Origin of the sequence: Bacillus sp. 3G2 (assembly GCF_044324725.1) — a bacterium.
GTDB classification, from domain to species: domain Bacteria; phylum Bacillota; class Bacilli; order Bacillales; family Bacillaceae_G; genus Bacillus_A; species Bacillus_A mobilis.
This window is the reverse complement of sequence record NZ_CP172246.1, coordinates 2,008,154-2,021,544: the sequence shown is the minus strand read 5'-3', so window position 1 is coordinate 2,021,544 and position 13,391 is coordinate 2,008,154. Positions and strand designations below refer to the sequence as shown.

The following is a 13,391-nucleotide window of genomic DNA, read 5'->3' as shown; positions in this document are numbered from 1 at the left end:
TTATAAGGCCAGTATGAAAAGGAGCGTCTGCGAATGGATCTGAATATCCCATTAGTATTACAAAGTAAAACACCTATTTACATACAGATTTACGAATATATCAAACGAGAAATTTCTCATGGATCACTATGTGCCGGTACACGCCTTCCTTCTCACAGAAATTTAGCTATGCAACTTAATGTGAGCCGTATTACAGTTGAATCTGCTTATCAACAATTACTAGCTGAAGGGTATGTAGAAAGCAAACCGAAGCGTGGGATTTTTGTTGCAAAAGTTGATATCGATGTCATTCAAAAGACACAGCAAATTGCGTCAAACAGTGCTAACAATAAAGAAAACGAACAATATGATTATGATTGTAGTCAAGGACTTATTGATCAAAAAGCTTTTCCGATAACAAACTGGAAAAAAGCAATACAAGAAACTTTATTTCAGTATGAAAATGAATTATTTGCTAAAGAAGATCCACAAGGTGAGCTCGTTCTACGAGAACATATTTCAAAGTATTTATATCATGCTCGCGGGGTACATTCTTCACCTGATCAAATTATTATCGGAGCAGGTACGCAGCCTCTTCTTTGGCTACTACTTCAACTACTTGGGCCAAAAAAAGAATACGGAATCGAAAACCCTGGATTTCATCGTATAACTGCTATGATTCAAAGTTCAGGCCTTCCCGTTCACCCTATCCCTTTAGATGATAAAGGGATTCACATTTCCGCTTTACGTGAATCGGGTTCCAATGTAGCCTATGTCACTCCATCACACCAATTTCCACTTGGAATCATTATGCCGTTATCTAGAAGACTCGATTTATTAAAATGGGCGAATGATTGTAAGGGATATATTATTGAAGATGATTACGACGGAGAATTCCGTTATATAGGAAAACCGATTCCTTCTTTACAAGGACTCGATTCAAACGAACGTGTTATTTATATGGGAACTTTCTCGAAGTCTTTTTTGCCTTCTTTACGAATGGGATATATTGTTTTACCACCTCATCTGTTAAGAGTCTACCAAGAGCTTGGTGGTATGTTTAAACAAACAGTTTCTACCATGCAACAACTTACCTTTGCTACCTTTATTCAAAATGGTGATTGGGAACGTCATATTAACCGAAGCCGCACGTTATATAAAAGAAAACATATTTCTTTAATTAAATCTATTACAAACGAAATGGGAAATAACGTTCATGTACTTGGTGAACAATCTGGACTTCATATCGTACTTCACGTTCATAACGGGATGAATGAACAAGAACTTATTCATGCGGCTGCGAAACAACGTATTAAGTTATACCCTCTCTCCACATACGATTCTGTTCATAATGTAAGGGATGAGTCCTATGTATTGCTCGGTTTTGGCAGTATTCCAGAGGATCGTATCGAAACTGTTGTCCAATTACTGAAAAAAGTCTGGTTTCCTAAATAAGAATAGCTCCACGCAAGTTATACTTACGTGGAGCTATCTTCATTCACTATTTTTCTGATTTCGCTGTTCTTCCCGGTCGTTTAACACCTGTTGTTTCTGTTGAATAGGAAGCTTCAATTATAGCGGTTGGATCTACAGAGAGAACGAGATCTTTCATTTTCGGATAAATGAAACGGTTTGTAATACAATAAATAATTCTCTTTTCTTCTCCTAAAAAACCACCTTCTCCATGTAGATACGTAACAGATAATTGCAATTCTTTCATAAGTAGATCGCCTATTTCTTTATTTTTACCAGAAATAATCATAACGCTCTTTCCTTGATTTATACCATCTAATATGAAATCAATCATCTTCGTAACAATATAGAAAATTGCTAATGAGAACATCGCTTGTTCGATTGAAAATAAAATCGCTACAAATGTAAAAATAACTGCATTTACAGCAAGTAAAAATGTACTAATCGGCACTTTAAAATGTTTGTTCATCCAAACTGCTAACATTTCTGATCCGTCTATTGCTCCGCCCATTTTTACTACGATCCCTACCCCAACACCAAATAGGACTCCTCCATAAAGAACAATTAACAATTCAGAAGTTGTAATTGCTGGAAATGGTTTTAAATAAATTAATCCGAGTGTTGTAACTACGTTTGCATAGGATGTACGGATAAAGAACTTCTTTCCCATTACTTTTGCAGTAAATAATAAAATCGGGATATTAATTCCTAAGAACACTCCGTAAAGCGGTAATCCAGCAACTTTATTTGCCATAATGGCAATTGCCGTTACCCCACCATCTACTAATCCATTAGGTGCTAAAATAAGCTCCAATGAACCCGCTACAATAATCGATCCAATTGTTAATAATAGGTATTCAAATATTTTCTTCATTCATTACCCCCAAAACTTATATCTTTTCTTAGTATTATTTTAACGTAATTTTATTACTAATTCAAAGATATGGGCTTATATACACAAAAGTTTCACCTGTACAGTGATTTTTTATGTAATTTTTTATAGAAACACACTTACATATTACAGTAAGTGTGCTCCAAACATTTATTTAAGTTTTGAGTATGAATTCATTTTTAATATTTCATCAACTGCCCTCTTATACCCACCAGCATTTCGAAGTGACTCTCCAACTTTACGACTATTTCCCTTAAACGTTACATCATACATTACTTTCTCTACGGATTCACGTAACGATTCAGAAGTTAAATCTTTACGATCAAGCCTTATTCCAGCCCCTACTTCATTCACTCGTTTCGCAACTAAAGGCTGATCTCCTGTTACCGGAATTACAACTAACGGGACACCATAATATAGTGCTTCACTTGAACTATTCATACCACCGTGTGTCACGAATACATCAGCATACTGTAATACTTCTAATTGGGGCACATAATTAAACAACTTAAAGTTATTCGGAATGTTTTCAAATTGACTTATATTTATCTTCTTTCCAACAACTAATATGACTGTCGCTTCTACATCTTTAAACGCTTCAAAACATTTTTCATATAGCTCAGGTTGTTCATTAAAAACTGTTCCCATAGAAATGAAAATCAAGTTTTTATCTTTTAAATCTTCCATAGAAAAGCTGCCTACTTCTTTACGCGTAGCAATTGATGGGCCGACAAACTTATACGATTCATCGAATACATCTGAACGCGGCTGATATTCCTTTGAAGTATATACAATCGTAATATCACCAGGATGGTTCATAATATCATACATACTATTACATTTCATTCCATACTGTCTGTTCCATTTTTCCATTCCTGCTAAACAAGATTGATACAATGGATTCGTTTCATCTATTTTTCTGGATTCATGTTCATCGTTAAAAGTAATGTACTGATTAAAAGCAAACGTTGTACAAGAAGACACGCTAGGTAATTTTAAAACATTGGCTATAATACGTCCTACTGGAAAATGATTATCATATATCAAATAATCGTACTTTTCCCCTTTCGTTTCTTCTACAATTTGAGTAACAATACGTTCTGATGCTTCAATCATATGAGACAGCATCGTCAAAGGACTCCCACCTTCATTTACTCGCTCCATAATATTAATTTGAGAGAGGAAATTCTCAAACACTCGGAATTGTGCACCTGTTGCTTCAATCTTCTTTCTATAATCTTCAATACAATACGAAACAACTGTCTCCCCTCGCTGAATTAACTCACTTACAATAGCTAAAGTCGGATTTATATGACCTTCTCCAGGGAAATTTATTACGAGTACGTTTGCCATCATATTCTCTCCTATCTAATATTATTAATAATTAATTATATTAATTAATTTAAAACTATTATAAAGGAATCTATTCTATTTCTTCACATTTTTCTCTTCATTTTATTATTGAGAAATATTTTTCATAATCTACCGTATAGCTCTCATATAAGCACACTTGCTCTTCAATTACTGAAAAATAAGAGATTTACATTTGGGTATTTTTACAGATTTATCACCAAAAACATTATTTTGATAATTCATACAAAACTAGAAAAATATAATTTACACACTGATTTCTCACCAAGAATGTATGTAAGTTCTATGTTGTTCCTATCATTATCCACTTGGAACATATTCTGTTATATAATGAATTTATAGAATTTACAGAAAAAGGAGCAACTTCATGCTACAACACCTATTCACTTCACCTATTCTATCAGTTCAACCTTTACACCCAGGTTATGAAGACCATGCAAGCGACGTGTTTCTCGTCCGAACAGAAGATGCAGAAGTCATCGTACGTTCTTCTAAAATGACTGAAGAACCAAACAATGATTTTTGGTGGGGATGCAAAAACCTTTTTGGAATCGATCCAAGGAACGTACATCATTTAGAACATATACACGAATTATTGAAAAAGCATACTAACTTGCCCATCCCCACTATTTTGCAAAAACATGTTTTAAATGGCCGGAAGTATGTTAGTGTCGAAAAACTAACAGGAAGTACGCTCCAATCCTTTATTGGACAATCTGATTCAATTTTATTTAGCCTTGGAAAAGGACTAGCAGAAATTCATTCGTTTCAAGCAGAGTTTATAGGAAATCCATCAGGTACTTTCCAAGTTCCACTAGAAGAATTTAAGTCTCACATATTAAAAGTCAGTAAAGAACTTGTAAAAAGGTTTTATTCCGATAATGCGAGCATCCGTAACGCATTTCCTACTTTTGAACAACAACTTTCTTCCTTACCGGTACCAAAGGAAGCAACGCTCGTTTTAATTGATATGGATCCTACTCAGTTTTTATCAAATGGTACATCTATTACAGGCTTAGTAGATACAGAAGCCTATGCAGTTGCTCCAAGAGAGTTTGATTTTATCGGCTTAGAATATATATTTACTGAAAAAGAGGCTCATGCTTTTAAACACGGTTACGAAACCATTATGCCCATTCCCCGTCTTGAAGAATGTAGACATCCCTATCGATATTTGTACCGATTATTATCTGTTCAGGGCAGCGTGGAGTTAGAAAAGTGGCTAAGTCATCCATCCTATTTTTAAATACGAATGAGAGGGGTTATGAAATGAATATTGAACAAAAGAAATCTTTAACAGTAAACGAAATTCAGCAAATGAAAGATTTAGCTCATATTTGTGGGCAACACGATGAAATTGATTACTCGTCAGATTTACATGTAAACTTTTTAACTGCTCGTAATAATGAAGAGTTAAATGATTTTCTACTTTATGACGATACTCAATTAATCGGTGCATTAAGTATGTATGACTTTGAAAGACCGACAAAACTGGAGTTAATAGGGTTTGTTCATCCGAACTATAGGAAACAACATATAGGCACTACTCTTTTGCAAACCGCAATGAAAGAAATACGAAAAAGAGAGGTAGATGAAGCACTTCTTATTATAAATGGGGATTCTGCTTCTGGGAAAGAATTTGCAAAGCATATGAAGTTACCTTATTTATATAGTGAATATAGTATGGAGTTCCAAGCAAAAGAAGTGCAAAAACCAACAAAGAATACTATACAGCTCACTCTTGCAACTTCAGAATCACTTCTTGATCTTATTGACCTTTCCAGTAAAGCTTTTGGAGATTCAGCAGAAAATACCGCTATATGGTTACACAAAATGATGAATTCACCTTCTCATCAAGTTTACAGTGCTCTTATCGACGACAAAGTGATAGGAACGATTACAGTTTCTGAGCAAGAACAATCTACTACATTATCAGGATTCGCCGTTCATCCTTCTTATCAAGGTAAAGGATACGGAAAAGATATTCTTAGTTATATGGTATATACCCTTATTACTGAAGGAGCTTCAACAATTGAATTAGACGTGGAAACAAAAAACATCAATGCTTTACAACTATATACACAATGTGGTTTTGAAATAAAAACGAAGCATGACTACTATAATGTAATGAATCTTGAGGTGAATACATATGTCTAAAAAACTAATTTATTCTGATTATGATATTTTCGCATCCATTTATAATAAACATTGGGGGCATTATGCTGAACACTCCTATCTACTTTTGGAAAAACTTGTTTTACAATATGCAACACCACATTCTCATATTTTAGATCTTTGCTGCGGGACTGGTCACCTTACTAAGAAATTAATTGATAATACTTTTGTAGTAACTGGTATAGATGGTTCTGCCCAAATGATTGAATACGCACGTCAAAACGCGCCAAACGCAACCTTTATCGTCGATGATGCTCGCTATTTCAACATAAATGAGCAATTTCAATATGTTATCTCTACTGGCGATAGCTTAAACCATATTTTGAAATTAGATGAATTAAAAAGTGTTTTTCATAATGTCTACTCCGTATTGCATAGCGAAGGTACATTCGTATTTGATATGAATATGGAGAAAGGGTTTCTTGAAAATTTGATTGCTTCGTTTCATATTTCAGCGGATGAATATGTTTGTACAATTGATTCTACATATGATGATGAAAATAAAAAAGCTATCATGAACTTTATACTATTTCAACATGATATAGATAATAATTGGGCAAGAAGTGATTTTTCTTTTGAGGAAGCTTGTTATTCCAGTGAAGAAATAATTTCTTCACTGGAATCCGTAGGTTTTAAAAACATTCAACTACACGGTACAAATAGAACATTTTTCATTTGTCAAAAATAAAAAAACTGAATCATATCGATTCAGTTTTTTCTTAGTATATTTACAATAGCAGTCGTTTCATTATTTTCTTTATAAACTCGCGGGATTCTTCTGTCTAACATACATGTAACTTCATAGTTAATTGTACCTAACATATCTGCTACTTCTTCTACCGCAATTTCTTCTTCACCTTGTTTACCGTAGAATACTACTTCGTCTCCCACTTGTACTGGCATTGCTTTTGAAACGTCTAACATAAGCTGATCCATACAAACACGTCCAATAACAGGTACTCGAACTCCATTGATTAATGCATGCCCTTTATTAGATAACTGACGATTATATCCATCAGCATAGCCAATCGGTACAGTTGCAATCCATTCTTCACCAGTCGTTACATACGTATTCCCATAACTTACACCACGATTCTTCTTCGCATGTTTAATGTGAGCTATTTTTGATTTTAACGACAACGCAGGCTGTAAAGAAACAACTGAATGATCCACCTCTTTTGAAGGGTACATTCCATAAATTCCAATACCTACACGAACCATATTTTGAAATGTATTGCTTAGTTCCATTGAACCTGCACTATTTGAACTATGAATATATGGAATATGAATTCCTAATTCTTTTGCTGCATTGACAGCTTTCTCAAATAAACTTGTTTGCATATTCGTATATGATTTATCAATTTCATCTGCCGTAGAGTAATGTGTAAACATTCCTACTACCTCTACATACTCCATACGGTTTAATTCTTCTAAAAATGGTTTAACCTCTTCTTCTTGTAAACCGATACGACTCATTCCTGTATCAATTTTCACCTGAATTTGCGCTTTCTTTTGAAGACGGTTTGCGATTTCATTTATACCTTGTAAATCTTCACTTCTATAAACAGTCATCATAACGTCATATTGAATTGCCTCTTCCGCAGCTGTTACTGATGTATAACCTAAAATTAAAATCGGCACGTTAATTCCTGCTTCTCTTAACTCTATCGCTTCATCTACAAATGCAACTGCAAGCTGATTTATTCCTGCTTCAATAGCAGCTTTCGCAACTTCAACTGCCCCGTGGCCATACCCATTTGCTTTTACAGCAGCCATCATTGCAATATTTTCATCATTCACTCGTTTTTTAAATTCTTTTACATTATGTTTTACTGCATTTAAGTCAACTTCAATAATTGTATCTCTTCCATATTTCAAACTCATTGGTCTAACTCCTAACTCAATAATTGCATTCCATTCTATTTCACGTTTCATATGACCTTTTACAATATAATACTTTTCAATATGCTAGTCAAACTACTAGAATTTTCGGAATTTTGAGTATGATATAATACCCTTAAGAAACTATTATATACGGAGATGAGGAGAATTACAATGTTTGTACAATCTGCCTTGCATCAACTTAAAGTTGCTGTTGATACTTCTATTCAAATGCTTAACCAATATAATGAAGCAAACTTAAAAATACAACCCATTCACACAAAGCGATCTGTATTTGAAATGTGTGCACATCTTTCTCTTATTTGCCATGCAGATCTACTTATTTTAAATGGTATTACAGAAAAACAACTACATACTTTCTATAAAGAACAAACACCCGAAACAATTACGCAAATGCAACAAACGATGATACAGGGCTACGATTTACTTTCTAAAACTTTTTTATCCTATTCCAATGAACATCTAGCAGAAATGAAGACTGCTTATTGGGGTATTTCTTATTCCCGCTTTGAGTGGTTGCTTGAAATTGTTGCACACTTTTATCATCATCGTGGGCAAATTCATATTATATTATGTGAGCATACGAAAGATCCTCACATTCCTTTATTTGAATGATTTTTCACTCATTCATTATTTATAAATAGAGAAGCTATAAAACCAATAAAAAGTATCATTCCTAATAAAATAAATGTTTGGGCATAACTTCCTATTTTCATAAGATAAATAGAAATGATGGGTCCTATACTAGTGCCTAAAAATAAAATAAAGGTATAAATAGAAACTGCTATTCCCCTTGCTTTCCCTCCCAACTGGCCGACAAGAGCGACTAAAGACGGTATGGATATAGCAATACCTATTACAAAACAGACACTCATTATGACAAGAAGAGGCAAATACGAAACAAAACCCATTGCGCTTAGACTAAAAATAGCTACTAGCAATCCACCTTGCAGAACCTTCCTTACTTGGAACCTCTTTGTTAAACGACCTGTAAGTGGTGACAGCAGCATACCAATTAGCCCCGCTAAGCGAAAATAAAGGATTTGTTCTGCAGTTAAATTATACGTAGGAGAGCTCAAATAATTCCCTAAAACAGTATACATATTAACAAAAGCCATTAATAAAACAAACGCAATCATATAGCTCAATAATAAGCTTTTATGTGTAAAGACTTTACCTATCTGTTTAATCGGTCCCAAAATATCAGTATAAGATTGAGATATCTCCCCTTTCGGAAGAGAATACTGAATCCATATAGCAGTAATCATATAGACAGTGCTAAGAAGAAAGAACACCATATGCCATCCAAAATGTTGACTAACAACCGTACTTATTACCTGCCCTACAATTCCAGCTACTAAAAAACCGGTACTAACAAATCCTATTGTTGTAACCTTTTTTTCTACTGGAAACATTTCTACAACGTAAGCTAACGCTACCGGAGAAAATGTAGCTGCTGCAATACCCTGTAAGCCCCTAAAAATAACAAGCCACAATATACTATCCACAAACCCTAAGGAAAACGAAATAATCGACAGAGCAAGTAATCCAATGAAGATCACTTTTTTCCGCCCATATTTATCAGAGATTGCTCCAAATAACAAGCAACCAATAGCAAAGCCAACAGAAAATATACTGCCTGTAGCTGCAGCTTGTGCTAGTGAAACATTAAAAAGGTCTGAAAATAGTGCAATTAAAGGGATTGTTACATATAAGCTAGACATCACTACCATACCCGACCAACATAATACAACGGTCATTATTGTATAATTCTTTTCACTATTTATTTCCTTTCCTATTTCCATCATAATATCTCTCCCTTATTACAATTTTTTTATCAATTTAAAACCTCTAAAGTACGCTTACTTATTTTAATTACATCGTAAAAAACATGACAGATCATGAAATTAGTTAAACATATAATAAGGTAGGCTAATTATATTTCCAAATAAATAAGTTGACCCTTATAATCAACTTATTTACCTACCTTCTCCTAATTTCACCTGCATATTTACTTGCATTTTATTTAATAACCTTTCTAAAACTTGACGCTCTTCTTGATTAAAATCGTCAACTAACGAAGCGCAAGATAACCAAAAAGTTGGTAAAGAGTGCGTAACTAATTCTTTTCCTTTTGGAGTAATTTTCACTTTTAATCTTCTTCGATCTTTAGAATGATGGAATCTTACGATTAACTCTCGTTTCTCCATCCAATCTAATAGACCAGTGACAGAAGCACGTGTTATCCCTAATCGACTCGCAATATCAGAAGGACTCATATTCACTTCTTCCCCATTGGATTCCATTTCACGTAAAATAAACAACAGTAAAAAATCTAATTTACTTTCCGAAATACCAAGCGGAGCTAAATCTACGTCAACAGAATCAAGAACATTATCAGACGTCCATAACATTAACAAACCAAGTTTTGCTGCGATTGGATCCGTATCTGCTGATGCCGTCTTTTTTATTAACTCTGCATACGGTCCAATCCCTAAAGGAAGAGAATCATTTCTTGAATTCATCCATCTTCAGTCTCCTTTCCCTTTAATTAGCTTACCTAACTACTTTTTTATTATACTCACATTTTTCCTTTTATTGCAAGAATATTGTTACAAAAAAATCCTGTCATAAAAACAGGATTTTTCAAACTGACTAACTATTATTTTTAAATAATACGAAACTTCTTTAAGGCAAAAGAAATACCACCTTCACTTGATTTCGTTGTAACGAAATTCGCTCTTGTTTTCAACTCTTCTCCGCCATTCCCCATCGCAATCCCTAATCCTACATACTGCAACATCTCAATATCATTTCCGCCATCACCAAAAGCTATCGCTTCTGATTTACAAATGTTTAAGTGATCCAATACTTTTTGAATTGCAGTTAACTTCGATACTTTACTATCTTCCAATACATTTATTACGTAATTATGAAAACGCTCAAACGTAAGCATAGGATATCTTTCAAGAAATTTTTGAGATTCTATTTCATCTGCATACAGACATAAGCAATAGATTTCTTCTGACAAATCCCTGCTTTTTTCAGGGTACTTCTCTAAATTCAACGTCTCGCTAAGTGCTTGCATTACACGCTCATTATCCGAGGCTATTCCGTTCATGGCAAAATCCTCGGTAAAATAAGAAATACCGTGACCATGTAATTCAGCAAACCCCGAGATATCATGAACGATTTCACTTGAAAGTACTGATTTATGTATAACTGTTTCCTCACACTTGATATGTGCACCATTTGCAGAAATAAACGTATTTATGCCTAGTTCCATAAATTGCGTACATAGGCTATATGGTCTCCCTGTAGTAACAACTACGTGAATCCCTTTATCTATTAATCTTTGTATTGCTTCTTTTGTACTTCCGTGCATACTTCTATCAATCTCACTTAAAAGCGTACCGTCAACATCAAAAAACACTACTTTGTACATAGGTCTTTACATCCCGTCCAAATGATTCGTATCATTAATGAAATGCACCGTTTTTTGTTCCCCGTCAATTTCAATTAAGCTTATTCCTGTATCTCCCATTTTAAAATAATAATCCATTGAAATGGGCATTTTGAAAAATGCACGTAATAGACTATTTATTACACCACCATGTGCAACAATTGCTATCCGTTCATAAGTATTCTCTGTCACGATTTTAGAAAAGATTCCTTCTATTCTCATTCTAAATTCAATAAATGATTCCCCATTTTCAAAACGATCATGAAGAAACTTTGGCTCTGGATATTTCTTTGCTTCTTCAAATGATAGGCCTGCTTGCACTCCGTTATTAAACTCCATTAATTCCTCTTCTAATTGAATTGGACACCCAATTCCTTCAGCTAACGTTTCACCCGTTTCACGAGCACGTTTTAATGTACTTGCCCAAATGAAATCTGGCGGGAAATCTGCTTTCACTTTCTGTACCAGCCTTTGCACTTGCTGTCTTCCCTTTTCTGTTAATTCAAAGTCAGCTCGTCCTTCATGTACATGTAAAATATCTGCTTCGGATTCACCGTGGCGTATTAATAATATTTGCACTTGTTTCCCACTCCCTTGTTTTATATCCATAAATCCCCATTATATCATATTCTAAATTTTCTTTAACAAAAACATATTACTTTGACAGTCTTTTAACCCGTCTAGTAAACATGTTATTCCACTTAACAATTCCAAACACTCTAAACTTATTATTCTTTCAAAAGTAGCAAACAAAAAAGTCCTATCCATAAGTATAGGACTTTTTTGTCTATTAAAATGCAGCCATACACACAATCATAATCCCTATAAAAATAATAATTCCCTTTTTCACATATTCCCCTCAATTCTATAATACTTAATAACCACTCTTTCTTTTCTACTTTTGATAAATATTTATATGTAAAATCGTCTAAGACATTTAAAATATATTACAAATCACAAATGTTTAAAACGTTTATTTTGAATATTTTTCACTTCCCTTTAAATACGAGTATGAAATTAAAAACGTCGAGAAATATTACTTATAAACAGCTAGGAAACTAATTACAACTCTGTGCATCAAAACAATGATAAAAATTGTCCACTATTACTACATGAATCAAAAATAAAAAGAGAAATGGCATCCCACTTCTCTTTTTCACTCTTATTGTTCTTTTGGTGTATCTGAAGAAGGCAGTTTCTTCGCTTGTTTTTCTTTAAAGATTTCTCCAATTGCCCCGAGAGTACCAAGTGTTTCAATTGCATTAGATGGAATAAAGACTTTATTTGCTGGTCCTTTCGCAACCTCAATCAATGATTCAAATGATTTATAAGCAAGTACGCGTTCATCTAAATCTGCTGCACGAAGTAATTCAATTCGATTTTGTTCTGCTTTTGCAATTTCCTCAATCGCTCTTGCTTCCCCTTGCGCTTCTAGTTCCTTTGCTTCTTTTATACCTTCAGCTTCTCGAATACGTGCTTCTTTATCCCCTTCAGCCATTAATATTTTACTTTGCTTTTCCCCTTCAGCACGAAGGACTTTATCTTGTTTTGCAGCTTCCGCTTCTAATATGATCGCACGTTTATTACGTTCTGCTTTCATTTGTTTTTCCATTGATGCTTGCACATCTTTCGGCGGATTAATATCAACAACTTCAACACGTTCAATACGAACGCCCCATTTTTCTGTTGCTTCATCAAGTGCTAAGCGAATTTCTGTTGAAATTTTTTCACGACCAGATAACGTTTCATCCAGTTCCATTTTACCAATAATTTGGCGCATCGTTGCGGAAGTAATGTTACGAACACCATATTCATAGTTCGAAATACCATATGTCGCAAGTTCTGGTTCCACAATTTGATAGAAAATGATTGTATCAATTTCTACTTGTACATTATCTTTCGTAATTACCTTCTGCGGTGGTACATTCGTTTGTTGAATACGTAAGTCATGATATACACGAACGCGGTCTACAATTGGTATTAATAAATTTAATCCCGGCTGCATAATACGCTGAAACTTACCAAATCTCTCCACGACTCCAACTTTTTGCTGTGGAATAATTTTAATTGTTAATGCGATAAATGTAACAACAATTAGTGCGAAAATAATCGTTAATGTTAATGCTACTGCCATAT

Annotated in this window: 13 protein-coding genes; 5 read left to right on the top strand and 8 right to left on the bottom strand. The window is 34.1% G+C overall.

The annotated features are described in order from the left end of the window. Window positions 1-33 precede the first annotated feature (33 nt). Window positions 34-1,434, top strand: a complete 1,401-nt coding sequence (locus tag ACHZK0_RS10310; RefSeq protein WP_262743385.1) for a PLP-dependent aminotransferase family protein — start codon at window positions 34-36, stop codon at window positions 1,432-1,434. 46 nt (window positions 1,435-1,480) lie between these two features. Here ACHZK0_RS10310 and ACHZK0_RS10305 read toward each other — a convergent pair whose 3' ends face one another. Then, window positions 1,481-2,326 (bottom strand): YitT family protein, encoded by an 846-nt coding sequence (locus tag ACHZK0_RS10305; RefSeq protein WP_262743384.1) that lies wholly within the window; start codon window positions 2,324-2,326, stop codon window positions 1,481-1,483. Window positions 2,327-2,494: 168 nt separating this feature from the next. Next, entirely contained in the window at window positions 2,495-3,697 is a 1,203-nt protein-coding gene (locus ACHZK0_RS10300) for a macrolide family glycosyltransferase (protein ID WP_262743393.1), read from the bottom strand. 385 nt (window positions 3,698-4,082) lie between these two features. Here ACHZK0_RS10300 and ACHZK0_RS10295 point away from each other — a divergent pair, with 385 nt between their 5' ends. The 3 genes from ACHZK0_RS10295 to ACHZK0_RS10285 are packed head-to-tail and all read left to right on the top strand — an operon-like array spanning window position 4,083 to window position 6,578. Beyond that, window positions 4,083-4,961: an aminoglycoside phosphotransferase family protein gene (locus ACHZK0_RS10295; protein ID WP_262743380.1), complete on the top strand. Its 879-nt coding sequence runs from the start codon at window positions 4,083-4,085 to the stop codon at window positions 4,959-4,961. Window positions 4,962-4,984: 23 nt separating this feature from the next. Continuing rightward, window positions 4,985-5,872: a GNAT family N-acetyltransferase gene (locus ACHZK0_RS10290; protein WP_262743379.1), complete on the top strand. Its 888-nt coding sequence runs from the start codon at window positions 4,985-4,987 to the stop codon at window positions 5,870-5,872. Next, complete coding sequence (locus ACHZK0_RS10285) at window positions 5,865-6,578, top strand: class I SAM-dependent methyltransferase (protein ID WP_395761506.1); 714 nt, start codon at window positions 5,865-5,867, stop codon at window positions 6,576-6,578. Before ACHZK0_RS10290 ends, ACHZK0_RS10285 begins: the two co-directional genes overlap by 8 nt. Before the next feature lie 20 nt (window positions 6,579-6,598). Here ACHZK0_RS10285 and alr read toward each other — a convergent pair whose 3' ends face one another. After that, window positions 6,599-7,774 carry an alanine racemase gene (gene alr, locus ACHZK0_RS10280; protein WP_270341254.1) on the bottom strand — a complete coding sequence of 392 codons (1,176 nt, stop codon included), beginning with the start codon at window positions 7,772-7,774 and terminating at the stop codon, window positions 6,599-6,601. 171 nt (window positions 7,775-7,945) lie between these two features. Between alr and ACHZK0_RS10275 the strand changes: the two genes are divergently transcribed. Further along, entirely contained in the window at window positions 7,946-8,407 is a 462-nt protein-coding gene (locus tag ACHZK0_RS10275) for a DinB family protein (RefSeq protein WP_262743377.1), read from the top strand. An 8-nt stretch (window positions 8,408-8,415) separates the two neighbouring features. Here ACHZK0_RS10275 and ACHZK0_RS10270 read toward each other — a convergent pair whose 3' ends face one another. From ACHZK0_RS10270 to ACHZK0_RS10250, 5 genes are all read right to left on the bottom strand, one after another. After that, window positions 8,416-9,597 (bottom strand): MFS transporter, encoded by a 1,182-nt coding sequence (locus ACHZK0_RS10270; protein ID WP_262743381.1) that lies wholly within the window; start codon window positions 9,595-9,597, stop codon window positions 8,416-8,418. Between the two features lie 174 nt (window positions 9,598-9,771). Then, window positions 9,772-10,317: a MarR family winged helix-turn-helix transcriptional regulator gene (locus ACHZK0_RS10265; RefSeq protein WP_262743376.1), complete on the bottom strand. Its 546-nt coding sequence runs from the start codon at window positions 10,315-10,317 to the stop codon at window positions 9,772-9,774. A 143-nt stretch (window positions 10,318-10,460) separates the two neighbouring features. Further along, window positions 10,461-11,237 carry a Cof-type HAD-IIB family hydrolase gene (locus tag ACHZK0_RS10260; protein ID WP_262743375.1) on the bottom strand — a complete coding sequence of 259 codons (777 nt, stop codon included), beginning with the start codon at window positions 11,235-11,237 and terminating at the stop codon, window positions 10,461-10,463. A gap of 6 nt (window positions 11,238-11,243) precedes the next feature. After that, entirely contained in the window at window positions 11,244-11,834 is a 591-nt protein-coding gene (locus ACHZK0_RS10255; protein WP_001166451.1) for a histidine phosphatase family protein, read from the bottom strand. A gap of 583 nt (window positions 11,835-12,417) precedes the next feature. Then, window positions 12,418-13,389, bottom strand: a complete 972-nt coding sequence (locus ACHZK0_RS10250) for an SPFH domain-containing protein (RefSeq protein WP_000257392.1) — start codon at window positions 13,387-13,389, stop codon at window positions 12,418-12,420. Between the last annotated feature and the right edge of the window lie 2 nt (window positions 13,390-13,391).